Source organism: Pseudomonas viridiflava, assembly GCF_900602065.1.
Lineage (GTDB): Bacteria > Pseudomonadota > Gammaproteobacteria > Pseudomonadales > Pseudomonadaceae > Aquipseudomonas.
In genome coordinates this window covers 218792-242864 of record NZ_UWFN01000265.1, presented here as the reverse complement: position 1 = coordinate 242864, position 24073 = coordinate 218792, and the positions used below count along the sequence as shown (strand labels likewise).

Here is a 24073-nt window from a genome sequence, read left to right as displayed (position 1 = left end):
ACTCCCAATCTTGACTACAGGCTTCCCCTCGAAATGATGGACATCAACGAAATTCGCGAATACTTGCCACACCGCTACCCGTTCCTTTTGGTGGATCGTGTCGTTGAGCTCGATGTAGAGAGCAAAAGTATTCGTGCTTATAAAAACGTCAGCATCAATGAACCGTTTTTCAACGGGCACTTCCCTGCGCATCCAATCATGCCGGGTGTGTTGATCATTGAGGCGATGGCACAAGCGGCCGGTATCCTTGGCTTCAAAATGCTGGGTGCCAAACCTGCTGATGGCACACTGTATTATTTCGTGGGCTCGGACAAACTGCGTTTCCGCCAGCCTGTGCTGCCGGGCGACCAGTTGATTCTTGAAGCGAAGTTCCTCAGCTGCAAGCGTCAGATCTGGAAGTTCGAATGCCAGGCTTCGGTCGACGGCAAGCCGGTTTGCTCCGCAGAAATCATCTGTGCGGAACGTAAACTATGAGTTTAATTGACCCTCGCGCAATCATCGATCCGACAGCCGTCCTGGCTGACAATGTGGAGGTCGGCCCGTGGTCGATCATCGGAGCCGGTGTGGAAATTGGCGAGGGTACAGTGGTTGGGCCTCACGTGATCCTGCGTGGCCCGACCCGGATCGGTAAGCACAATCGTATCTACCAGTTTTCCTCGGTAGGCGAGGACACACCCGATCTCAAGTACAAGGGTGAGGCGACGCGTCTGGTCATTGGCGATCACAACGTGATTCGTGAGGGTGTGACGATTCACCGTGGGACTATTCAGGACCGTGCTGAAACCACGATTGGCGACCACAACCTGATCATGGCCTATGCACACATCGGTCATGACAGCGTCATCGGCAACAACTGCATTCTGGTTAACAACACCGCGTTAGCGGGTCATGTGCATGTTGCGGATTGGGCGATCCTGTCCGGTTTCACCCTGGTCCATCAGTATTGCCATATTGGTGCCCATAGTTTTTCCGGTATGGGGACGGCCATTGGCAAGGACGTTCCTGCATTTGTAACCGTGTTCGGCAACCCTGCCGAAGCGCGGAGCATGAACTTTGAAGGCATGCGCCGCCGCGGCTTCACCGAAGAAGCCATTCACGCGCTGCGTCGGGCCTACAAAGTGGTTTATCGGCAGGGGCTGACGGTTGATCAGGCCATTGCCGACCTGGCTGAGCCTGCTGCCCAGTTCCCAGAGGTCGCTCTGTTTCTTGAGTCTATTCAGACCTCGACCCGCGGCATCACCCGCTAATCATGTCCAGCGTATTGCGTGTCGCTTTAGTCGCTGGCGAGGCGTCGGGGGATATTCTCGGCTCTGGTCTCATGCGCGCCATCAAGGCGCGTCATCCTCATGTCGAGTTCATCGGTGTCGGCGGTCCGCTGATGGAAGCCGAGGGCATGGTGTCGTACTTCCCGATGGAGCGTCTGTCGGTGATGGGGCTTGTCGAAGTGCTGGGTCGACTGCGTGAGCTGATGGCTCGACGCAAGCTGTTGATTCAGACTCTCATCGATCAAAAGCCTGATGTCTTCATTGGTATCGACGCGCCGGACTTCACACTCAACATCGAGCTTCAGTTGCGTCGTGCCGGAATAAAAACGGTGCACTACGTCAGCCCGTCTGTGTGGGCGTGGCGGCAGAAGCGGGTCCTCAAGATTCGTGAAGGCTGCGACCTGATGTTGACCCTGCTGCCTTTCGAAGCTCGTTTTTATGAAGAGAAAGGTGTGCCGGTCAAATTCGTCGGGCATCCGCTGGCTGACACCATTCCGCTACAGGCCGACCGCGCTGCCGCGCGCGCCGAATTAGGCCTGGGCGATGGGCCTGTCGTAGCGTTGATGCCGGGCAGTCGCGGTGGTGAAGTGGGGCGTCTGGGCAGTCTGTTCTTTGATGCTGCCGAGCGCCTGCTGGCCTCACGTCCTGATGTCCGCTTTGTGCTGCCGTGCGCCAGTCCGCAGCGTCGCGCACAGATCGAACAGTTGCTGGTGGGTCGCGAGTTGCAGGTGTTGCTGCTCGACGGCCGCTCCCATGTGGCGCTGGCCGCCTGCGATGCGGTATTGATCGCGTCGGGCACCGCGACACTGGAAGCACTGCTTTACAAGCGTCCAATGGTGGTTGCCTATCGTCTGGCACCGCTGACCTTCTGGATACTCAAGCGTCTGGTGAAAAGCCCTTACGTCTCGCTGCCCAACCTTCTTGCGCAGCGTCTGCTGGTGCCGGAGTTGTTGCAGGATGACGCCACCGCTGAAGCGTTGGTGCAGCAGCTGCTGCCGTTGCTGGATGATGGCGCTGCGCAGACTGCGGGCTTTGACGAAATACACCGGACCTTGCGTCGCGATGCATCCAATCAGGCCGCCGAGGCGGTGTTGAGCCTGATTGGCCATTCGCCTTCACTGTGAGTTCGCGTTCAATGCAAATGGGTCTGGATTTTAATCTGGTCGAGGAGCTGGTTGCCGGCGTTGATGAAGTGGGCCGCGGGCCGCTTTGTGGTGCGGTGGTGACAGCAGCGGTGATTCTCGACCCGCGCCGCCCGATTCTGGGGCTCAATGATTCGAAGAAGCTGACCGAGGCCAAGCGCGAGCTGCTGTTCGATGAAATCTGTGAGAAGGCGCTGTCCTGGCATATTGCCCGGGCGGAAGTCGAAGAGATCGACGAACTGAACATTCTGCACGCCACCATGCTCGCCATGAAGCGTGCTGTGGAAGGCTTGATGATCACGCCGAAGCTGGCATTGATCGATGGCAACCGTTGCCCTCAGTTGTCAGTACCCAGTGCGCCGGTGGTGCAGGGTGATTCCAAGGTACCGGCCATTGCAGCTGCGTCTATTCTCGCCAAGGTCAGTCGTGACCGTGAAATGGCGGCCATGGAACTCAAGTATCCGGGTTACGGCATTGGCGGACACAAGGGCTATCCAACGCCTGTTCATCTTGAAGCCCTTGCGCGCCTGGGGCCGACGCCCATTCATCGGCGTTCGTTCGGGCCAGTGCGGGCTGCCTATGAGGCGCGTGATGCAATGATTCAGTCAGCGTTGTCCTCATCGTCGATTTTCCCATTGAGCTGACAGTGGGCTGATGTTTTGCCAAAGGCCCGGTACAATCCGGGCCTTCGTTTTTGTTCTAGCGCTATAGGATCTCCATGCCGGCTTCTTTCGTTCATCTACGCCTGCACACCGAATATTCGCTGGTCGATGGCCTGGTACGGGTCAAACCGCTGGTCAAAACCCTCGCAGCCATGAATATGCCTGCCGTGGCGGTGACTGATCAGAACAACTTGTGCTCGCTGGTCAAGTTCTACAAGGCGGCAATGGGCGCGGGGATCAAGCCTATCTGCGGTGCAGACCTGTGGCTGTCGAACAAGGACGAAGATGCAGCGTTGAGCCGCATCAGCCTGCTGGTCATGAATGCCAAGGGCTACCGAAATCTCACTGAGCTGATTTCCCGTGGCTTCATTGATGGTCAGCGCAACGGCCAGATCATCATTGAGCGCGAGTGGGTGGCCGAAGCCAACGAAGGCCTGATCGCACTATCTGCGGCGAAGGAAGGCGAGATTGGCATGGCGTTGCTGGGTAACAACCCGGCCGACGCGGACCAACTATTGCGCGAATGGATGGCGGTTTTCCCCGATCGTTTCTATGTCGAAGTGCAGCGGACCAACCGCGCCAACGACGAAGAGCACCTGCACGCGGCGGTGGCTCTGGCAGAGCGCCATGGTGCGCCGCTGGTGGCGACCAACGATGTGCGATTCATCAAGCAGGAAGATTTCGAAGCGCATGAAACCCGTGTCTGCATCGGTGAAGGGCGTGCGCTGGACGACCCGCGCCGCTCGCACAATTACAGCGATCAGCAGTATCTGAAAAGCGCCGAGGAAATGGCCGAGCTGTTCAGCGACCTGCCGGAAGCGCTGGAAAACTCGGTGGAAATCGCCAAGCGCTGCAACATCGATGTGAAGCTGGGCACTCACTTCCTGCCTGACTACCCGATTCCGGATGGCATGACCATCGACGAGTACTTCCGCAAGGTATCGTTTGACGGCCTGGAAGAACGCCTTGCGGTGCTTTGGCCTAAAGACACCACCCCGGACTATGAAGCCAAGCGTCAGGTCTATGTCGACCGGTTGAATTTCGAGCTGGATATCATCATCCAGATGGGATTCCCGGGTTACTTCCTGATCGTGATGGACTTTATCCAGTGGGCCAAGAGCAACGGCGTGCCGGTAGGTCCGGGCCGGGGATCGGGCGCCGGGTCGCTGGTGGCCTATGTACAGAAAATTACTGACCTTGATCCGCTGGAATATGACCTGCTGTTCGAGCGGTTCCTGAACCCGGAGCGGGTATCCATGCCCGACTTCGACGTCGACTTCTGCATGGATGGTCGTGACCGCGTGATTGATTACGTGGCCGAGAAGTACGGCCGCAATGCGGTAAGCCAGATCATCACCTTCGGTTCCATGGCCGCCAAGGCGGTGGTGCGCGACGTGGCTCGGGTGCAGGGCAAGTCTTATGGGCTGGCCGATCGTCTGTCGAAGATGATCCCGTTCGAAGTCGGCATGACGCTGGAGAAAGCCTACGAACAGGAGGAGATTCTCCGCGACTTCCTCAAAGTCGATGAAGAGGCTGCCGAAATCTGGGAAATGGCGCGCAAGCTTGAAGGCATTGTGCGTAACGTCGGCAAGCACGCCGGTGGTGTGGTTATCGCTCCGACCAAGCTGACTGACTTTTCGGCGATTTATTGCGACGAAGAGGGCAGCGGTCTGGTAACCCAGTTCGACAAGGATGATGTCGAGGCTGCAGGGCTGGTGAAGTTCGACTTCCTCGGTCTGCGGACTCTGACCATTATCGACTGGGCGCTGAAGACGATTAACCGCGATCGCGCCAAGGTCAACGAAGAGCCGCTGGATATCGCCTTCATTCCACTGGATGACGCGCCGACCTATCAGTTGCTGCAGAAAGCCGAAACGACGGCGGTGTTCCAGCTTGAGTCGCGCGGTATGAAAGAGCTGATCAAGAAGCTCAAGCCCGACTGCCTGGAAGACTTGATCGCACTGGTTGCCCTGTTCCGTCCCGGCCCGCTGCAATCGGGCATGGTTGATGACTTTATCAACCGTAAGCACGGTCGTGCCGAGCTGTCCTACCCGCACGTCGACTACCAGTACGATGGGCTGAAACCGGTTCTGGCACCTACCTACGGCATCATTCTTTATCAAGAACAGGTGATGCAGATTGCGCAGGTCATGGCTGGCTATACCCTCGGCGGCGCTGACATGCTTCGTCGTGCGATGGGTAAGAAAAAGCCTGAGGAAATGGCCAAGCAGCGGGGCGGTTTCATTGAGGGTTGCAAGACCAACAATATTGACCCGGATCTGGCAGGTAACATTTTCGACCTGGTAGAGAAGTTCGCCGGTTATGGCTTCAACAAGTCTCACTCGGCCGCCTATGGTCTGGTTTCCTACCAGACCGCGTGGCTGAAGGCGCACTACCCGGCACCGTTCATGGCTGCGGTACTGTCCGCGGATATGCACAACACCGACAAGGTCGTCACCTTGATCGAAGAAGTGCGGATCATGAAGCTGCGCCTGGACGCGCCCGACGTGAATACCTCCGAGTACAAGTTCACGGTGAGCGAAGATGGCCGCATTATTTATGGCCTCGGCGCGATCAAAGGTGTGGGCGAAGGCCCGGTTGAGGCGATTACTGAAGCGCGTGAGGCCGGACCGTTCAAGGATCTGTTCGATTTCTGTGCGCGGGTTGATCTCAAACGGGTCAACAAACGGACTCTCGACGGTTTGATTCGCAGCGGCGCGCTTGATCGCCTCGGTCCCTACTTCGAAACCGAACCTAAAGCGTATCAGGCCAATATCGACCGCAACCGCGCGGTGCTGCTGGCGTCGCTGGTCGAAGCCATTCAGGCCGCGGAGCAAACAGCGCGCAGTCACGACAGCGGTCACTCGGACCTGTTTGGCGGGTTGTTCGTAGAAGAAGACACCGATGTGTATGCCAATCACCGCAAGGCGAAGGAGGGGAGTCTCAAAGACCGGTTACGCGGTGAGAAAGAGACTCTTGGCTTGTACCTGACCGGGCACCCGATTGACGAATACGAAGGCGAGATTCGCCGCTTTGCACGGCAACGAATCATCGATCTCAAGCCTGCTCGTGATACCCAGACCGTCGCCGGCCTGATCATTGCGTTGCGGGTCATGAAGAACAAGAAGGGCGACAAGATGGGGTTTATCACCCTTGACGACCGCTCGGGGCGAATAGAAGCTTCGCTGTTTGCCGAAGCGTTCCATTCTGCTCAGGCCTTGCTGCAGACTGACGCCATGGTGGTGGTCGAGGGTGAGGTCAGCAACGACGATTTCTCTGGCGGGCTGCGCTTGCGTGCCAAACGGGTGATGAGCATCGAAGATGCACGTACCAACCTGGCAGAAAGCTTGCGTCTGACCGTACGTGCCGAAGCGCTTAAAGGCGACCGGCTGCGCTGGCTGGGCGATCTGTGCAAGCGCCATCGTGGTGCTTGCCCGATTACCCTGGATTACACCGGGCTGGATGCCAAGGCCTTGTTGCAGTTTGGCGAAGCGTGGCGAATTGATCCTGCAGACAGCTTGATTCAAGCTCTGCGTGACCAGTTCGGGCGTGAGAACGTCTTCCTGCAGTATCGCTGAAAGCATCAGCCCAGAATTTTTTAAACTCGACCTGAATGCGCCTGTTCCCGTAAGGTAAGGCGCTAACGGATCAACCGGCCGGCCTCTTGGCCGTCGACCCAAGACGGATGCCTATGAACCCGAATTTTCTTGATTTCGAACAGCCGATCGCTGACCTGCAAGCCAAGATCGAAGAATTGCGCTTGGTGGGTAATGACAACTCGCTGAACATCGGCGACGAAATCTCGCGACTGCAAGACAAGAGCAACACGCTGACCGAAAGCATTTTCGGCAACCTGACCAGTTGGCAGATTGCACGTATGGCGCGTCACCCGCGTCGTCCGTACACGCTGGACTACATTCAGCACATCTTCACCGAGTTCGATGAGCTGCATGGCGACCGTCATTTCTCCGACGACGCTGCAATCGTCGGCGGTATTGCCCGTCTGGAAGGCCAGCCAGTTATGGTGATCGGCCATCAGAAAGGCCGTGAAGTGCGTGAGAAAGTTCGTCGTAACTTCGGTATGCCACGCCCAGAGGGCTATCGCAAAGCCTGCCGTCTGATGGAAATGGCCGAGCGTTTCAAGATGCCGATCCTGACCTTCATCGACACACCGGGCGCTTACCCGGGTATCGACGCTGAAGAGCGTAACCAGAGCGAAGCCATTGCCTGGAACCTGCGGGTCATGGCCCGTCTGAAAACGCCAATCATCGCCACGGTTATCGGCGAAGGTGGTTCGGGCGGTGCGTTGGCAATCGGTGTTTGTGATCAGCTCAACATGTTGCAGTACTCCACCTACGCGGTTATCTCCCCGGAAGGCTGTGCTTCGATTCTGTGGAAAACCGCCGAAAAGGCACCTGATGCTGCTGAAGCCATGGGCATCACGGCTGAGCGTCTGAAAGGCCTGGGTATTGTTGATAAAGTCATCGGCGAACCGCTGGGTGGTGCACATCGCGATCCTGCCGCTGCTGCACTGGCAATTCGTCAGGAATTGAGCAGCCAGCTGGCAATGCTCAAGAAGCTGGACAACGATGCGCTGCTGGCTCGTCGTTATGATCGTTTGATGAGCTACGGTCTCTGATTTAGAGGCGACGCTTCAATCGCGTTCTTGTGGGAGCGAATTTATTCGCGAAGGCATTCAGTTTGACGATGACGATGTGTCGGCTGTACCGGCCTCTTCGCGAATGAATTCGCTCCCACGGGAAGCACTAATATCTAATGGCTACATCCATCTCCCCCCGTCATGATCTCCCCGCCAGGCTTCTTCAAGCCATGGCCCCCTGGCGTAACGCGCCGGTCTGGCACATCGGTTTCTCTGGTGGCCTGGACTCCACGGTATTACTGCACCTCCTGGCTGAACTCGCCAAGCGCGAACACCTGCCTGTCATTAAAGCCATTCACGTCCATCACGGCCTGCAGCCTGCTGCTGAAGCGTGGCCTGTGCATTGCCAGCAGGTTTGTCAGGCGCTGAGCGTTCCTCTGCACGTCGTCAGCGTACAGGTGATGCCCGGTGCCAGTCTGGAGCAGGCTGCCCGGGATGCACGCTATAAGGCGTTCAGCGGGCAGTTAAGCGGCGATGAGGTGCTGCTGACCGGGCAGCATCGGGATGATCAGGCTGAAACTTTGCTTTTTCGCCTGCTGCGCGGCGCAGGTTTGCGCGGGTTGGCGGGGATGCCTGTCAGTCGCGCCTTGGGTCGCGGCCAGTTGGTAAGGCCATTGTTGGGGGTGTCCCGCGAAGAGTTAAGGCTTTACGCCGCCGCACACGGATTGAGCTGGGTGGACGACCCTAGCAACAGTAATTCGCGCTTTGCCCGAAATCACTTGCGCAATGAAGTGCTGCCGGTGATCAAGGCTCGTTGGCCGCAGGCAGCCACCAATATCGCGCGTGCTGCCGCTCATCTGGATGAAGCTCAGCAGTTGCTGGATGAATTAGCTTCGGTGGATCTGGCGAATGCGAACGTTGCTGGTCCCTATGCGTGGATCAATGTGCCCTCGTTGGCGCTACCTGCGCTGGCCACGCTTTCCCCTGCACGGCAACGCAATGCATTGCGCCACTGGCTGGCGCCGCTGACCCGTCTTCCGGACAGCGATCATTGGGCGGGTTGGGAAAGTCTGCGCGACGCAGGGCAGGGAGGGCGTCCTGTCTGGCGTCTCACTGATGGCGAATTGCACCGCGATCAAGGGCGCATCTGGTGGCTTTCCGACAACTGGTTGCGGCCGATGCAAGCTGTCGGAGTCTGGCCCGATGCGTGTCGGCAACTGGACCTGCCGGGTAATGGTCAGCTGTTCATTGAGGGTGACGTACCTTCTGGAGCCCTGGAGGTGCGATATCGTCTTGGTGGGGAAGTTCTGAACCTGCCCGGCCGGGGGCATCGCGACCTGAAACGGCTGCTCAATGAGTGCGAAATACCGTTATTTGTCCGCGGCCGATTGCCGCTGCTGTTCCGCGAGGGCGAGTTTTTGGCCGTGGCGAACCTGCCCGCACTCAATGTTTGCGGCCATGAAAGCTGGATGTTGCACTGGGTGCCACCGACGAATGACCAAAGTTTGAGCTGAAAGCCCAATTCCGGTAGACTACGCTCCCTTCTTGATACAGCTTCTGTGGATCCTTTTGGATCGACATGAGTTGCCGGTTACCAACCAGTCTTTGCTGGATGATTCTTAAATGTGGCGCGCAATTGACAGGCTTTTTCAGTCAGTCCGTTTCAACGCAGCAGTTCGGGAGTTCACCGTGAATTTTGTCGGTAATCGGGGGCTTCGGCCTTCCTTCGCTTTCCCCGGCGGCTCTGACCGCTTTAACGCAGACTTCTAGGGTTTTTCATGACGCGCTACATCTTCGTCACGGGCGGTGTTGTTTCTTCATTGGGGAAAGGCATTGCCTCGGCTTCATTGGCGGCCATCCTGGAGGCGCGGGGACTTAAGGTCACCATGCTCAAGCTTGACCCCTATATCAACGTCGATCCGGGCACCATGAGTCCGTTCCAGCACGGTGAGGTGTTCGTCACGCATGACGGCGCCGAAACCGACCTGGACCTTGGCCACTACGAGCGGTTCATCCGCACGACCATGACCCAGAACAACAACTTCACCACTGGCCGTGTGTACGAACACGTCCTGCGCAAAGAGCGCCGTGGTGATTATCTGGGCGCGACCATTCAGGTCATTCCGCACATCACCGACGAAATCAAACGCCGGATCATCAAGGGCGCAGGCGATGCCGACGTCGCTCTGGTCGAGATTGGCGGCACCGTAGGTGATATCGAGTCGCAACCGTTCCTGGAAGCGATCCGCCAGTTGCGTTTCGAAGTGGGTGCCAAGCGCGCCATGCTGATGCACCTGACACTGGTTCCTTACATTGCGACTGCTGGCGAAACCAAAACCAAGCCGACCCAACACTCGGTGAAGGAATTGCGTTCCATCGGCTTGCAGCCTGACGTTCTGGTATGCCGTTCCGATCACCCGATCGATATTTCTTCGCGTCGCAAGATCGCTCAGTTCACCAACGTGGAAGAGCGTGCAGTTATCGCGCTTGAAGACGCTGACACCATCTACAAGATCCCTGGCATCCTGCACTCTCAGGGTCTGGATGACTTCGTCGTTGAGCGCTTTGGCCTGCAGTGCAACAGTGCCGACCTGTCCGAGTGGGACGCTGTGGTAGACGCCAAGCTCAATCCTGAGCATGAAGTTACCATCGCCATGGTCGGCAAATACATGGAACTGCTGGACGCTTACAAGTCGCTCATCGAAGCGATGAGTCACGCTGGCATCACCAACCGTACCAAGGTCAACCTGCGCTACATCGACTCTGAAGACATCGAGAATCAAGGCACTGCTCTGCTGGAAGGCGTTGATGCGATCCTGGTGCCTGGCGGCTTCGGTCTGCGTGGCGTCGAAGGCAAGATCACTGCTGTTCAGTTTGCTCGTGAAAACAAGGTGCCATACCTGGGGATCTGCCTGGGCATGCAAGTGGCCGTGATCGAATACGCTCGTAACGTACTGGGCTGGAAGGACGCCAACTCCACTGAATTCGATCGCAATGGCGCACACGCTGTTGTAGGTCTGATCACCGAGTGGGCTGACGCCACCGGCGCAGTTGAAACCCGTACTGAAAGCTCCGATCTGGGCGGCACCATGCGTCTGGGCGCTCAGGAATGTCAGCTTGAGCCAGGTTCGCTGGTGCACGATTGCTACGCCAGCGACGTGATCGTCGAGCGTCATCGTCATCGCTATGAAGTGAACAACAACCTCTTGCCGCAGTTGCTTGAAGCTGGCCTGAAAGTGTCGGGTCGCTCCGGTGATGGTGCGCTGGTAGAAGTGGTTGAAGCCCCGGATCATCCATGGTTCGTTGCCTGCCAGTTCCACCCTGAGTTCACCTCGACACCTCGCGATGGCCATCCGCTGTTCAGTGGCTTCGTCAAGGCAGCACTGACTCAGCACAAGAAAAATTCTTGATTCGGGAAATCCAGAACATGGCTCAGAAAACTATCCGCGTCGGCTCGATCGAAATTGCCAATGACAAGCCAATGGTGCTTTTCGGTGGCATGAACGTCCTCGAGTCCCGGGACATGGCCATGCAGATCTGCGAAGAGTACGTACGGGTTACCGAAAAGCTCGGTATCCCTTACGTGTTCAAGGCCAGCTTCGATAAAGCCAACCGCTCGTCCATGCACTCTTATCGTGGCCCTGGCCTGGAAGAGGGCATGCGGATCTTTGAAGAAGTCAAAAAGACCTTCAATGTGCCGCTGATCACTGACGTGCATGAACCAGAGCAGGCGAAAGTCGTAGCCGAAGTCTGCGACATCATCCAGTTGCCTGCCTTCTTGTCGCGTCAAACTGATCTCGTCGTTGCCATGGCCCGTACGGGTGCCGTGATCAACATCAAGAAAGCCCAGTTCCTCGCGCCTCAGGAAATGAAGCACATCCTGAACAAGTGTGAGGAAGCCGGTAACGATCAGTTGATCCTCTGTGAGCGCGGTTCGAGTTTTGGCTACAACAATCTGGTTGTAGACATGCTTGGCTTCGGCATCATGAAGCAGTTCGAGTATCCGGTATTTTTCGACGTGACCCACTCCCTGCAAATGCCGGGTGGCCGTTCGGACTCTGCCGGCGGTCGTCGTGCACAGGTTTTGGAACTGGCGAAGGCTGGCATCAGTCAAAACCTCGCCGGACTGTTCCTTGAGGCGCATCCTGATCCTGACAATGCCAAATGCGATGGCCCTTGCGCCTTGCGTCTGGACAAGCTGGAGCCGTTCCTGGCTCAGCTAAAGGCTCTGGATGAGTTGGTCAAAAGCTTCCCGGTAGTAGAAACCGCTTAAAGCTGCTTCTCCGGAGGGTTGCCCTCCGGTAAAGTGCCGCACGCTTACATCCCCCGACCCCAGGTCGGGGTTTGTCGCTCTAAGGTCTGCCCTGCATTGAGCCCTGGAGCGGCAAGCATTTCCCAGCTGCGTCGTTTTCGTCAATCTTGGAGTGTTTACAACAATGGCAAAAATCGTCGACATCAAAGGTCGTGAAGTTCTCGACTCCCGTGGCAATCCCACCGTGGAAGCAGATGTGCTCCTCGACAACGGCATCATCGGTAGCGCATGCGCACCGTCCGGTGCTTCAACCGGCTCGCGCGAGGCGCTGGAGCTGCGTGATGGCGACAAGAGCCGTTACCTGGGCAAGGGCGTTCTCAAGGCTGTAGCCAACATCAATGGTCCGATTCGCGACCTGTTGCTGGGCAAGGATCCGGTTGATCAGCAAGCGCTGGACCGCGCCATGATTGCGCTGGACGGTACTGAAAACAAAGCCAGCCTGGGCGCCAACGCGATCCTCGCTGTATCTCTGGCCGCCGCGAAAGCCGCTGCCCAGGATCAGGACCTGCCGTTGTACGCGCACATTGCCAACCTGAACGGTACACCGGGTGTTTATTCGATGCCGGTTCCGATGATGAACATCATCAACGGTGGCGAGCATGCCGATAACAACATCGACATTCAGGAATTCATGATTCAGCCTGTCGGCGCCAAGACCTTCTCTGAAGGCCTGCGCTGGGGCACCGAGATTTTCCATCACCTCAAAGCTGTGCTGAAGGCTCGTGGCCTGAACACCGCCGTAGGTGACGAAGGTGGTTTCGCACCTGACCTCAACTCCAATGCCGATGCACTGGACGCTATCGCCGAAGCTGTCGCCAACGCAGGCTACAAGCTGGGTACCGACGTGACCCTGGCGCTGGACTGTGCGGCGAGCGAGTTTTACAAGAACGGCAAATACGTTCTGAGCGAAGAAGGCGAGTACGACTCTGCCGGGTTCGCCGACTACCTGGCTGATCTGGTCAGCAAGCACCCGATCATCTCCATTGAAGATGGCCTGGACGAATCCGATTGGGATGGCTGGAAAATTCTCACCGACAAGATCGGCGACAAGGTCCAGCTGGTAGGTGACGACCTGTTCGTGACCAATACCAAAATTCTCAAGGAAGGCATTGAGAAGAAGATCGGTAACTCGATTCTGATCAAGTTCAACCAGATCGGCACGTTGACCGAGACGCTGGAAGCCATTCAGATGGCCAAGGCTGCCGGTTATACCGCCGTTATCTCGCACCGTTCTGGCGAAACCGAAGATTCCACTATTGCCGATCTGGCGGTGGGCACCTCGGCAGGCCAGATCAAGACCGGTTCGTTGAGCCGTTCTGACCGTATCTCCAAGTACAACCAGCTGCTTCGCATCGAAGAGCAGCTGGGTGCCAAGGCTGTTTATCGCGGTCGTGGCGAGTTTCGCGGTTGATAGCGAGATGGTAAAAAGACAGCCGGTGCTGTGAGAGTCTTCCGATTTTTCGGAGGATTCGGCAGTATCGATGCGGACTTGCGGTAATTGAGCCTGGCGCTGCCAGGCTCAATGCCCTCAGTCCCTTTTTCGTATTGCTAGCTTCACGTTGTTGGCCCTGCTGTCTTTTTTTACTGGGTACCTGATATTCAATGCGCAGTCCTAACTGGTTGTTTCTGGTCTTGATCCTGATGCTCGCGGGCCTGCAATATCGCCTGTGGGTTGGTAACGGGAGCCTGGCTCAGGTTGCCAGCCTCAATCAGCAAATTGCCGATCAGCATGCCGAGAACGAAGCATTGCTGGAGCGCAACCGGGTCATGGACGCAGAAGTGCTTGAATTGAAAAAAGGTATGGAAACCGTCGAGGAGCGTGCCCGTCATGAGTTGGGTATGGTCAAAGACGGCGAGACGCTTTATCAGTTGGCACAATGAAGCTGGCTTTGAAGCTGACCCTATGACAAAGAGCATCCTCCCGGCCTTCTGGGCAGTGGTTCCTGCCGCGGGTGTTGGTGCCCGTATGGCCGCAGACCGTCCCAAGCAGTACCTGCAACTGGGCGGCATGACAATTCTTCAACACAGCCTCCTTTGCTTTCTGGATCACCCCCGTCTTAAAGGCTTGGTGATCAGTCTGGCTGTGGATGATCCTTACTGGCCGGCCCTGCCTTGTGCGCTGGATTCGCGTATTGCGCGAGTGGATGGCGGCAAGGAGCGCGCAGATTCAGTGCTTAACGCGTTGCTGTATCTGCATGCTCAAGGTGCTGGAGATGAGGATTGGGTGTTGGTTCACGACGCCGCGCGACCCAATCTTGCGCGTTCAGATCTTGATAACCTGCTAAGTGAGTTGGCCGATGACCCGGTGGGTGGGCTATTGGCGGTTCCTGCCCGCGATACGCTGAAACGCGCGGGGCCTGACGGCAGAGTCACTGAAACCGTAGATCGCAGTTTGATCTGGCAGGCCTATACGCCACAGATGTTCCGGCTCGGCGCGCTGCATCGTGCGTTGGCTGACGGGCTGGTTTCCAACGTCGCGATTACCGACGAGGCTTCCGCGATCGAATGGGCGGGTCAGTCACCCCGGCTGATCGAAGGTCGTTCCGACAATATCAAGGTCACTCGTCCTGAGGATCTTGAGTGGTTGCGCCAAAGGCGCAGCGAGTTCAATCGCTAAGGTCCAGGATCCGCCCCGTTGTCCATGGCGCTATCCTGTCTAACGGCAGCCAAATGACCTGTGGGACCGGATTCATCCGGGAAAGCGGCATTCCAATCGATGCACCGGTTGCGGATTTACCGGCCCCTTCGCGAATGAATTCGCTCCCGCGGAGAATTGAGTTACTTGTACTCATCCCGCATTGCCAACCCGTCTTTCAGATAATCCACCAGCTTGCGCACCTTTGGCGAAAGGTGCCGCTGTTGCGGGTACAACGCCCAGACCGCGGTATTGGGCGGTTGATGGGCTTCCAGTAACGAAACCAGCGCACCGCTGTTCAAATGGCTTAGCACGTAATAATCCGGCAGCTGGCACAACCCCACGCCGTGCAGCGCCGCATCCAGCACCGCCTGACCACTGTTGCAGCGCCAGTTGCCCTGGACGCGCTGGGAAAACTCGCGCCCATTTTGCTGAAGCACCCAGGTATCACTGCTGCCGATCAGGCAATTGTGGCGACTTAGCTCCGACACACTATGTGGCCGACCGTAACGCTCCAGATAAGACGGGGATGCGCACAAGTACATCCTGCGTGGCGCCAGGCGGGTTGCGACCAATCGGGAGTCCTGCAATCGACCGAGACGAATGGCCAGATCAAGGCCCTCATGAACCATGTCCAGGGTGTCATTGTTCAACTGGATTTCCACTCGGATCTGCGGGTACAGGTCCATGAAGCGTGTCACCAAGGGCGTGATGAATCGCTCGCCATAGGCCACGGCACAGGTCATACGCAGCAGGCCTTTGGGTTCACTGGTCAGATCGCCTACGGCGCGCAGCGCTTCTTCACGTCCGTCTTGCAGACGCTGGCAGTGGTGCAGGAATGTCTGACCCGCTTCAGTCAGCGCGACACGCCGCGTGCTTCGATATAGCAGTCGGGTTTGCAGGCGCTCTTCGAGGCGAGCGATCTGGCGACTGATGTGCGAGGACGACACACCCATGCGCTCAGCGGCTGCCGTGAACTGGCCACACTCTGCCACTGCCACGAACTCATCCAGACCTTCCCAGCGATTGGTGTACATCGATTATCCCTGTTCAGCAATAATGTTTTGCTTTTGACCGGATTATTAATCAACTGGCACTGCTTTACACTCCTTCCATTGTTTTCAGCTTCTATTACTAACTTCATTGGAGAAAGATCGATGATCAAGTCACGTGCCGCAGTTGCCTTCGCCCCTAACGAACCGCTGCAAATTGTAGAAGTCGACGTTGAAGCGCCGAAGGCGGGTGAGGTCTTGGTTCGCACGATTGCCACCGGTGTGTGCCATACCGACGCCTACACCTTGTCGGGTGCAGATTCGGAAGGCGTGTTCCCGTGCATTCTCGGTCACGAAGGTGGCGGTATCGTCGAAGCGATTGGCGAGGGCGTTACCTCCCTGGCGGTGGGCGATCACGTCATCCCGCTTTACACTGCTGAATGCCGCGAGTGCAAATTCTGCCTGTCGGGCAAAACCAACCTCTGTCAGAAAGTGCGTGCCACTCAGGGCAAGGGTCTGATGCCTGACGGCACTACCCGTTTCAGCTACAACGGTCAGCCGGTCTATCACTACATGGGCTGCTCGACGTTCTCCGAATACACCGTGGTGCCGGAAATTTCCCTGGCGAAAATTCCGAAAGAAGCACCGCTGGAAAAAGTCTGTCTGCTCGGCTGCGGCGTCACCACCGGCATCGGTGCAGTACTCAATACCGCCAAAGTCGAGGAGGGCGCTACTGTCGCCATCTTCGGTCTGGGTGGTATCGGTCTGGCTGCAATCATTGGCGCGAAGATGGCCAAGGCCTCGCGCATCATCGCAATCGACATCAACCCGGCAAAATTCGACGTGGCGCGTGAACTGGGGGCTACCGACTTCATCAACCCTAAAGATCATGAAAAGCCGATTCAGGACGTGATCGTTGAATTGACAGATGGCGGTGTGGATTACAGCTTCGAATGTATCGGTAACGTGAATCTGATGCGTGCTGCGCTGGAATGCTGCCACAAAGGCTGGGGCGAGTCGGTAATCATCGGCGTGGCCCCGTCGGGTCAGGAAATCGCGACCCGTCCATTCCAGTTGGTGACCGGTCGCGTCTGGCGCGGTTCAGCCTTCGGTGGCGTCCGTGGTCGTACCGAACTGCCAAGCTATGTTGAAAAGGCTCAGAAGGGCGAAATCCCGCTGGATACTTTCATCACCCATACCATGGGGCTGGAAGACATCAACAAGGCATTCGACTTGATGCACGAAGGCAAAAGCATCCGCACAGTCATTCACTTTTAAGCAGTTGCAAGCTTCAAGCGACAAGCTACAAGAGGGTTCCGCGCCTCTTGCAGCTTGAAGCTTGTAGCTTGTGCCTGGGAGTTTACGACCATGGCTCTAGAGAATATTTCCTGCCAGAAAAGTTTTGGCGGTTGGCACAAGCGTTACAAGCATCATTCCAAGGTGCTTGGGTGTGACATGGTGTTTGCCGTTTATCTGCCGCCACAGGCGGAGCAGGGCGGTAAGTTGCCGGTGCTGTACTGGCTCTCGGGCCTGACCTGCACCGATGAAAACTTCATGCAGAAGGCTGCCGCTCAGCGGGTGGCAGCAGAGCTGGGCTTGATCATTGTCGCGCCAGATACCAGTCCGCGTGGACCGGATGTTGCCGGTGATCCTGATGGCGCATGGGATTTTGGTTTGGGTGCCGGGTTCTATCTCAATGCTACGCAAGAGCCCTGGGCGAAGCATTACCGTATGCACGACTATGTAGTAAGCGAGCTGCCCGCTCTGGTCGAAGCGCATTTCCCGGCTTCGCAGGCTCGCGGGATCAGCGGTCACTCCATGGGCGGCCACGGTGCTCTTGTCTGCGCGTTGCGCAATCCGGGCCGCTACAAATCGGTGTCAGCGTTCTCACCCATTTCCAATCCGATGGATTGTCCGTGGGGCCAGAAAGCTTTTTCCCGCTACCTCGGTGAAGAGCGTTCGCGCTGGCGTGAATGGGATGCGAGCGTACTGATTGCCGATGCCCGCGAGAAGTTGCCGATGTTGGTGGACCAGGGCGATCGCGATGATTTCCTCGCTAATCAGCTTAAACCCGAGGCACTGGTTCAGGCGGCCAAAGCGGCCGGTCATCCCCTGACATTGCGTATGCAACCGGGTTATGACCACAGCTATTTCTTCATCGCCAGCTTCATCGAAGATCACCTTCGGCATCATGGCGACGCGTTGAACAGCTAAGCGTCGACAAAGTAGGTAGAATCACGCCCTGACTTTTTTCAGGGCGTTTTTTTATGCGTATTGGCCATGGCTATGATGTGCACCGTTTCGCTGAAGGCGATTTCATCACCTTGGGTGGCGTGCGCATCGCGCACCGTTTCGGCCTGCTTGCCCATTCCGATGGCGATGTACTGTTGCACGCCTTGAGCGATGCTTTGCTTGGTGCCGCAGCGCTGGGTGATATCGGCAAGCATTTCCCTGACACCGATCCGCAGTTCAAAGGTGCTGACAGCCGTGCGCTGTTGCGCCACGTATTGACTCTGGTGCGGGGCAAAGGCTGGAAAGTCGGCAACGTAGACGCAACGATTGTCGCTCAGGCGCCCAAAATGGCTCCGCACATTGAATCCATGCGTGCATTGATCGCCGAGGATCTCCAGATCGATCTGGATCAAGTGAACGTCAAGGCAACTACGACTGAAAAGCTTGGCTTTACCGGTCGCGAAGAAGGCATCGCGGTTCACGCCGTCGCGCTGTTGCTGTCCGCATGACCGAATCAGAACTGCTGGGCCCGCAAGCCTATGGCCAGCCGCTGGGTAGCGCGGTACTCAAGGCGACTGCCGAAGATTTTCAGGTCGATGAAGTGCTGGACATCCCGCTCTCCGGCGATGGCGAGCATTTATGGTTATGGGTCGAGAAACGCGGCCTCAACACTGAGGAAGCCGCCCGCCGTCTTGCGCGTGCTGCTGGCGTTCAGTTGAGGACTGTCAGCTATGCCGGGTTGAAGGATCGTCAGGCGCTGACTCGTCAGTGGTTCAGCATCCAGTTGCCGGGCAAGGCTGACCCCGATTTGAGTTCGGCGGAAAACGAGACCCTGAAAATTCTTCAAAGCACCCGCCACAAGCGCAAGCTGCAGCGCGGTGCTCATGCGGCAAACGGCTTCACGTTGCGTCTGACTCAGTTGAACGCCGACAAGGACGCACTGAATGCGCGGCTTGAGTTGATCGCCAAGGCCGGAATCCCCAATTACTTCGGTGCCCAGCGATTTGGTTATCAAGGTGGCAATCTGGGTGAGGCGCGCGATTACGCTATGCGTCAGGCGTTGCCGGAACAGCGTGCAGTGCGTTCCCGGTTGCTGTCCACGGCCCGCAGTTATCTTTTCAATCAGGTGCTTGCTGCCCGTGTCGCGGATGGTTCCTGGCAGGTCGCGCAAGTGGGGGATCTGCTGGCCTTCACTGACAGTCGCAGTTTTTTTCCGGCTGGCGTGGATGAGTGCAATGATCCGCGGCTGGCGATTCTTGATCTGCATCCGACGGGCCCGCAATGGGGCGAAGGCCTATCGCCAGCCTCCGGAGCCACGGCAGTACTGGAGAATGACGTCGCCAATCGTGAATCGGCACTGCGCGACTGGCTGACGAGAGCGGGAATGGAGCACGAACGGCGCATCCTGCGACTGCCCATTGGGCGGTTGACGTGGCATTATCCCGAGCCTGACATTCTGCAACTGGAATTCGTCCTTCCGCCCGGATGCTTCGCCACTGTACTGGTGCGCGAACTTGTTGATCTGGCGCCGGTTGGGCAGACGGACAGCTCATGCGTATTCTGATTTCTAACGATGATGGGGTCGCCGCGCCCGGTCTCGCCGCGTTGTATGCGGCGCTGGCCGATTACAGCGAGTGCGTGGTGATAGCCCCCGATCAAGACAAAAGCGGCGCCAGCAGCTCGCTGACGCTCGACCGCCCTTTGCATCCTCATGCATTGGCGAACGGTTTCATCAGCGTCAACGGCACTCCGACCGATTGCGTGCACCTGGGTCTGAACGGGTTGCTTGAAGTGCAACCGGACATGGTTGTGTCCGGGATCAACCTGGGCGCTAATCTGGGCGACGACGTTTTGTATTCCGGGACAGTGGCCGCAGCCCTTGAGGGGCGGTTCCTGGAGAAACCTTCGTTTGCCTTTTCGTTTCTGTCGCGTCAGCCGGATAACCTGGCCACCGCAGCGCATTATGCGCGCGTGCTGGTCGAGGCTCATGAGCAGCTCGACTTGCCGCCTCGCACAGTGCTGAACGTGAATATTCCAAATCTGCCGCTTGACCGTATCCGGGGCATCCAGTTGACCCGGCTTGGGCATCGGGCGCGAGCCGCTGCGCCGATCAAGGTAGTCGATCCTCGTGGACGTGCCGGCTACTGGATCGCGGCGGCAGGTGACGCTGAGGACGGCGGCGCCGGGACAGATTTTCATGCAGTGATGCAAGGCTATGTTTCAATCACCCCCTTGCAGCTGGATCGTACTTACCAGGACGGGTTCGCTAGCCTGAACAAATGGCTGGAGGGCCTTCTTTGATGTCTCGCGAGCAAGATGATCTGTTACGTCGTGGCATCGGGATGACTTCCCAGCGGACTCGGGAGCGCCTGATTCAACGTCTTTACGAGGAAGGGCTTTCCAACGCGCAGGTGCTGGAAGTCATTCGCAAGACGCCACGGCATTTGTTTGTCGATGAAGCTCTGGCTCATCGAGCCTATGAAGATACTGCGCTCCCGATCGGCCACAACCAGACGATTTCACAGCCTTATATGGTGGCGCGCATGAGCGAGCTGCTGTTGGCGGCAGGTCCGCTGGACAAGGTGCTGGAGATCGGAACCGGTTCCGGCTACCAGACTGCTGTCCTTGCGCAGCTGGTCGAGCGGGTGTTCTCGGTTGAGCGAATCAAGGTATTGCAGGATCGCGCCAAGGAGCGTCTGGTCGAGCTTAATCTGCGTAATGTGGTATTCCGCTGGGGCGATGGCTGGGAAGGTTGGCCGGCTCTGGCACCGTACAACGGGATTATCGTGACCGCGGTCGCCACCGATGTGCCACAGGCACTGCTTGATCAGCTTGCCCCCGGAGGGCGGTTAGTGATCCCGGTGGGATCAGGCGAAGTACAGCAGTTGATGCTGATTGTGCGTGAGGAAAACGGGTTCTCCCGGCATGTGCTTGGCGCCGTGCGCTTTGTACCTTTGCTCAATGGTCCGCTGGCTTGATAGCTGTTCAGTGAATTCTGGGGAACGCGGCCTGTCTACCTCATGGCACCAAAGACCAGCGTCTGGAATGAACCCGTGAAACGGTGATCCTGACCGCATCAATTTGATTCAGAACAGTTAAGCAGTAGCTGCCAGTCGTTATTACGGCACAATAGGCATCTTTAATTCAGTCACCAGTAAAGGGAGTGGCGGGTGAGTCGCACAGTCATTCGGCAGCGTAGTTATTCAACAAGTTTTCAGCGGCTGGTGATTGGCATTGCGCTCAGTGTCCTCTTGGTCGGATGCTCCAGCTCGCCCTCCGGTGGCGTGCGTGTCGTCGATCGTAATAACAATGCTGCGCCTCAACGTCCGACGGTGACGACAGGACAGTACGTTGTCCGTCGCGGTGACACGCTGTTCTCCATCGCCTTCCGTTACGGCTGGGATTACAAGGCGCTCGCGGCACGCAACCAGATTCCAGAGCCCTATACGATTCGTCCGGGTCAGACGATTCGCTTTGACGGCCGTTCAAATTCAACATCCTCAACGGTTGCGGCAGCTCCAGGAGGCGTTCGCCCACCTGTTGCTTCCACAACGACTTCGACCACGACCAGCCCTTCTGGCTCGGTGAAAACCACGGTTATCTCCAAGCCGGTGACGGTTGTTCCCCCTCCGGCGAACGAGTCGACAGGGCCCGCCGGGCCATCTCCGAAAGGCTGGACATGGCCGTCTAACGGCGTTTTGATCGGCAAATTTTCTTCAAACGGTAGTTTGAATAAAGGCATTGATATCGCTGGAGATTTGGGACAGCCTGTTTTGGCTGCGTCTGATGGGTCGGTGGTTTACGCCGGGAGTGGCTTGCGGGGCTACGGCGAATTAGTCATCATCAAACACAGCGATACCTACGTCAGTGCTTACGGCCACAACCGTAGGCTGTTGGTACGGGAGGGGCAACAGGTCAAGGCAGGGCAGACGATTGCCGAGATGGGGTCAACGGGAACTGACCGGGTGAAGTTGCATTTTGAGATTCGCCGCCAGGGCAAACCTGTAGATCCGCTGCAATTCCTGCCGCGTCGTTGATTGTTGCCAGCCTGTTCCTAGCGTAGAGGGACAGGCTCAAGCGTTGCCATGGAATTGGCGTCGCTGGAGCTTGAGGTCGAACTCACCAAAGGACTATAACAATGGCTCTTAGCAAAGAAGCGCCGGAGTTTGACATCGACGATGAGGTTCTCCTTATGGAGGCCGGCATCGTTCTGGAATCGGAGCTTGAAGCGGACGAGAAGCAGACTCCTGCTGCCTCTGCGCCCCGTACCAGAGCAAAAAACTCCACATCGCTCAAACAACACAAATACATCGACTACACCCGGGCGCTTGATGCTACCCAGTTGTACCTCAATGAAATCGGGTTTTCCCCGCTGCTTTCTCCGGAAGAAGAAGTCCACTTTGCGAGACTCTCGCAAAAAGGTGATCCGGCTGGTCGTAAGCGCATGATTGAAAGTAACCTGCGACTGGTGGTGAAAATTGCCAGACGTTATGTCAATCGTGGGTTGTCGTTGCTGGACCTGATCGAAGAGGGCAACCTCGGACTCATCAGAGCGGTCGAAAAATTCGATCCGGAACGTGGATTCCGTTTCTCAACTTACGCAACATGGTGGATTCGTCAGACCATTGAGCGTGCGATCATGAATCAGACCCGCACCATTCGGCTGCCTATTCATGTCGTCAAAGAACTCAACGTCTATTTGCGGGCTGCCCGCGAACTGACGCAAAAACTCGATCACGAACCCTCTCCTGAAGAAATCGCCAACCTGCTTGAAAAGCCGGTGGGTGAGGTCAAGCGCATGCTTGGTCTGAATGAGCGCGTTTCCTCTGTCGATGTTTCTCTCGGTCCGGATTCCGACAAGACATTGCTCGATACCCTGACCGACGATCGCCCCACCGATCCTTGTGAGCTGCTGCAGGACGATGACCTTTCACAGAGCATTGACCAATGGCTTTCAGAGCTGACCGACAAGCAGAGAGAGGTCGTGATACGGCGTTTCGGCTTACGCGGTCATGAGAGCAGCACGCTCGAAGATGTAGGGCTGGAAATCGGTCTTACTCGTGAGCGTGTCAGGCAGATCCAGGTGGAGGGCCTCAAGCGCTTGCGCGAGATCCTCGAAAAGAACGGGCTTTCCAGTGAGTCACTGTTTCAATGAAGTAAATATCCGCAAAGATAAACAGTAAGTTTATCTTTCGCGTCACGAAAAACACTCCGTTAAGGGGTGTTTTTTTTTGCTGGAGTTAAAGGCGGGTTCGGGCTGCTCATTAAGGCCATTCGGCGTACACGTAAGTTATCCAGACTCTTTCGACGTCAGTCATTACTTACACCGGCTGTAAGCCTTTGCGAAATACAATGCACAACATTGACCTGTGTGGATGTAGTCGCTCCCTAACCGTATGAAATAAAAGACTTTTAATTTATATCCGTGATGTCCTGATAGATCTTGAAAGATTTCGCCTACTTGCCCTCGGCGCAAAAAACACTACTATCAGAACTGTGTCTACGGATGGACACAGGCCGTCAAGGATGACAGTCAAGGACATCGCAGGATGCGATTCATCAGGATGATGAAAGGGATTAAAAGGATTAGGGAAAAAATGTGGGCGGGTCATACCGCCCCTTTTTTCGTCTGGAGAAAAGTATCCCCGGATAAACAGACAGCCACAAAAAAGCCCCGCAAGGGGCTTTCTTGAACAGCCTGAACGCTTAACGTTCCAGGTCTGCGATCTTGCCGGTTTTGCCATCCCACTCTGCTGCGTCAGCCAGTGCGTCTTTCTTCTCGGTGATGTTCGGCCAGACGTCCGCGAGCTCGGCGTTGAGCTCGATGAAGTTCTCCATCCCGGCAGGGATCTCATCTTCCGAGAAAATGGCCTGAGCGGGGCATTCAGGCTCGCAAAGCGCGCAGTCAATGCACTCATCCGGGTGAATCACCAGGAAGTTCGGGCCTTCGTAGAAGCAGTCCACCGGACAGACTTCTACACAGTCGGTGTATTTGCACTTGATGCAGTTGTCGGTGACGACGAAGGTCATTTCTAATTCTCTCCTCAGGCGGCGACAGCAGAGCCCTTCGGTATAGGGTTGCCAGGTTCGGGAAGTCTCCCGCGCCGTGTGAAACACATGCATTAGGTAAACGGCGCTGAATGCAGATCGACTGCACGCATGGCGTTCGACCCTGGGTTCGCTACGTCTCACGCGGCTCGGATCAGCTGCTCAGCCAGGCTAAAAGCTGTCAG

22 protein-coding genes are annotated in these 24073 nt (G+C 56.9%); 20 read left to right on the top strand and 2 right to left on the bottom strand.

Translation table 11 applies throughout. The features are described 5' to 3' along the window. Positions 1–33: 33 nt before the first annotated feature. The 12 genes from fabZ (at position 34) to ispD (ending at position 14598) form a co-directional block, all read left to right on the top strand. A complete protein-coding gene (fabZ, locus tag EE949_RS16230) occupies positions 34–474 on the top strand; it encodes a 3-hydroxyacyl-ACP dehydratase FabZ (RefSeq protein WP_122665206.1) in 441 nt (146 codons plus the stop codon). After that, positions 471–1247, top strand: coding sequence for an acyl-ACP--UDP-N-acetylglucosamine O-acyltransferase (gene lpxA / locus EE949_RS16225; protein ID WP_122665205.1), 777 nt, complete (start codon positions 471–473; stop codon positions 1245–1247). The genes fabZ and lpxA overlap by 4 nt, the downstream gene beginning before the upstream one ends. 2 nt (positions 1248–1249) lie before the next feature. Then, a complete protein-coding gene (gene lpxB, locus EE949_RS16220; protein WP_122665204.1) occupies positions 1250–2389 on the top strand; it encodes a lipid-A-disaccharide synthase in 1140 nt (379 codons plus the stop codon). A gap of 11 nt (positions 2390–2400) precedes the next feature. After that, positions 2401–3051, top strand: coding sequence for a ribonuclease HII (gene rnhB / locus EE949_RS16215; RefSeq protein WP_122665203.1), 651 nt, complete (start codon positions 2401–2403; stop codon positions 3049–3051). Between the two features lie 74 nt (positions 3052–3125). Beyond that, entirely contained in the window at positions 3126–6647 is a 3522-nt protein-coding gene (gene dnaE / locus EE949_RS16210) for a DNA polymerase III subunit alpha (RefSeq protein ID WP_122665202.1), read from the top strand. 113 nt (positions 6648–6760) lie between these two features. Beyond that, complete coding sequence (locus EE949_RS16205; protein ID WP_122665201.1) at positions 6761–7708, top strand: acetyl-CoA carboxylase carboxyltransferase subunit alpha; 948 nt, start codon at positions 6761–6763, stop codon at positions 7706–7708. Between the two features lie 137 nt (positions 7709–7845). Next, positions 7846–9183: a tRNA lysidine(34) synthetase TilS gene (gene tilS / locus EE949_RS16200; RefSeq protein WP_122665200.1), complete on the top strand. Its 1338-nt coding sequence runs from the start codon at positions 7846–7848 to the stop codon at positions 9181–9183. A gap of 264 nt (positions 9184–9447) precedes the next feature. Next, complete coding sequence (locus EE949_RS16195) at positions 9448–11079, top strand: CTP synthase (RefSeq protein ID WP_095093583.1); 1632 nt, start codon at positions 9448–9450, stop codon at positions 11077–11079. A gap of 17 nt (positions 11080–11096) precedes the next feature. Further along, on the top strand, positions 11097–11942 hold the full coding sequence (kdsA, locus tag EE949_RS16190; protein ID WP_122665199.1) for a 3-deoxy-8-phosphooctulonate synthase: 846 nt from the start codon (positions 11097–11099) through the stop codon (positions 11940–11942). Positions 11943–12105: 163 nt separating this feature from the next. Next, on the top strand, positions 12106–13392 hold the full coding sequence (gene eno / locus EE949_RS16185) for a phosphopyruvate hydratase (RefSeq protein WP_087273932.1): 1287 nt from the start codon (positions 12106–12108) through the stop codon (positions 13390–13392). Between the two features lie 191 nt (positions 13393–13583). Further along, positions 13584–13862, top strand: coding sequence for a cell division protein FtsB (gene ftsB / locus EE949_RS16180; RefSeq protein ID WP_122665198.1), 279 nt, complete (start codon positions 13584–13586; stop codon positions 13860–13862). 22 nt (positions 13863–13884) lie between these two features. Then, entirely contained in the window at positions 13885–14598 is a 714-nt protein-coding gene (ispD, locus tag EE949_RS16175) for a 2-C-methyl-D-erythritol 4-phosphate cytidylyltransferase (protein WP_122665197.1), read from the top strand. A 161-nt stretch (positions 14599–14759) separates the two neighbouring features. On the opposite strand, the gene EE949_RS16170 is transcribed toward ispD, so the two are convergent. Further along, entirely contained in the window at positions 14760–15653 is an 894-nt protein-coding gene (locus EE949_RS16170) for a LysR substrate-binding domain-containing protein (RefSeq protein ID WP_122665196.1), read from the bottom strand. 120 nt (positions 15654–15773) lie between these two features. On the opposite strand from EE949_RS16170, the gene EE949_RS16165 reads away from it, so the two are divergent. The 8 genes from EE949_RS16165 (at position 15774) to rpoS (ending at position 22995) form a co-directional block, all read left to right on the top strand. After that, on the top strand, positions 15774–16886 hold the full coding sequence (locus EE949_RS16165; protein ID WP_122665195.1) for an S-(hydroxymethyl)glutathione dehydrogenase/class III alcohol dehydrogenase: 1113 nt from the start codon (positions 15774–15776) through the stop codon (positions 16884–16886). Positions 16887–16976: 90 nt separating this feature from the next. Continuing rightward, the gene (gene fghA / locus EE949_RS16160; protein ID WP_122665194.1) at positions 16977–17822 is read left to right on the top strand and encodes an S-formylglutathione hydrolase; all 846 of its coding nucleotides are present in this window, start codon (positions 16977–16979) and stop codon (positions 17820–17822) included. Positions 17823–17875: 53 nt separating this feature from the next. Next, positions 17876–18349 (top strand): 2-C-methyl-D-erythritol 2,4-cyclodiphosphate synthase, encoded by a 474-nt coding sequence (gene ispF / locus EE949_RS16155; RefSeq protein WP_122665193.1) that lies wholly within the window; start codon positions 17876–17878, stop codon positions 18347–18349. Continuing rightward, positions 18346–19404 (top strand): tRNA pseudouridine(13) synthase TruD, encoded by a 1059-nt coding sequence (gene truD, locus EE949_RS16150; protein ID WP_122665192.1) that lies wholly within the window; start codon positions 18346–18348, stop codon positions 19402–19404. The genes ispF and truD overlap by 4 nt, the downstream gene beginning before the upstream one ends. Further along, positions 19392–20141: a 5'/3'-nucleotidase SurE gene (gene surE, locus EE949_RS16145; RefSeq protein ID WP_122665191.1), complete on the top strand. Its 750-nt coding sequence runs from the start codon at positions 19392–19394 to the stop codon at positions 20139–20141. Before truD ends, surE begins: the two co-directional genes overlap by 13 nt. 41 nt (positions 20142–20182) lie before the next feature. Next, positions 20183–20818, top strand: a complete 636-nt coding sequence (locus tag EE949_RS16140; RefSeq protein ID WP_205505009.1) for a protein-L-isoaspartate(D-aspartate) O-methyltransferase — start codon at positions 20183–20185, stop codon at positions 20816–20818. 192 nt (positions 20819–21010) lie between these two features. After that, the gene (locus tag EE949_RS16135; RefSeq protein WP_122665189.1) at positions 21011–21877 is read left to right on the top strand and encodes a peptidoglycan DD-metalloendopeptidase family protein; all 867 of its coding nucleotides are present in this window, start codon (positions 21011–21013) and stop codon (positions 21875–21877) included. 101 nt (positions 21878–21978) lie between these two features. Next, the gene (gene rpoS, locus EE949_RS16130) at positions 21979–22995 is read left to right on the top strand and encodes an RNA polymerase sigma factor RpoS (RefSeq protein ID WP_122665188.1); all 1017 of its coding nucleotides are present in this window, start codon (positions 21979–21981) and stop codon (positions 22993–22995) included. 551 nt (positions 22996–23546) lie between these two features. Here the strand turns inward: rpoS and fdxA are convergent. Beyond that, positions 23547–23870, bottom strand: a complete 324-nt coding sequence (gene fdxA / locus EE949_RS16125; protein WP_122665187.1) for a ferredoxin FdxA — start codon at positions 23868–23870, stop codon at positions 23547–23549. Between the last annotated feature and the right edge of the window lie 203 nt (positions 23871–24073).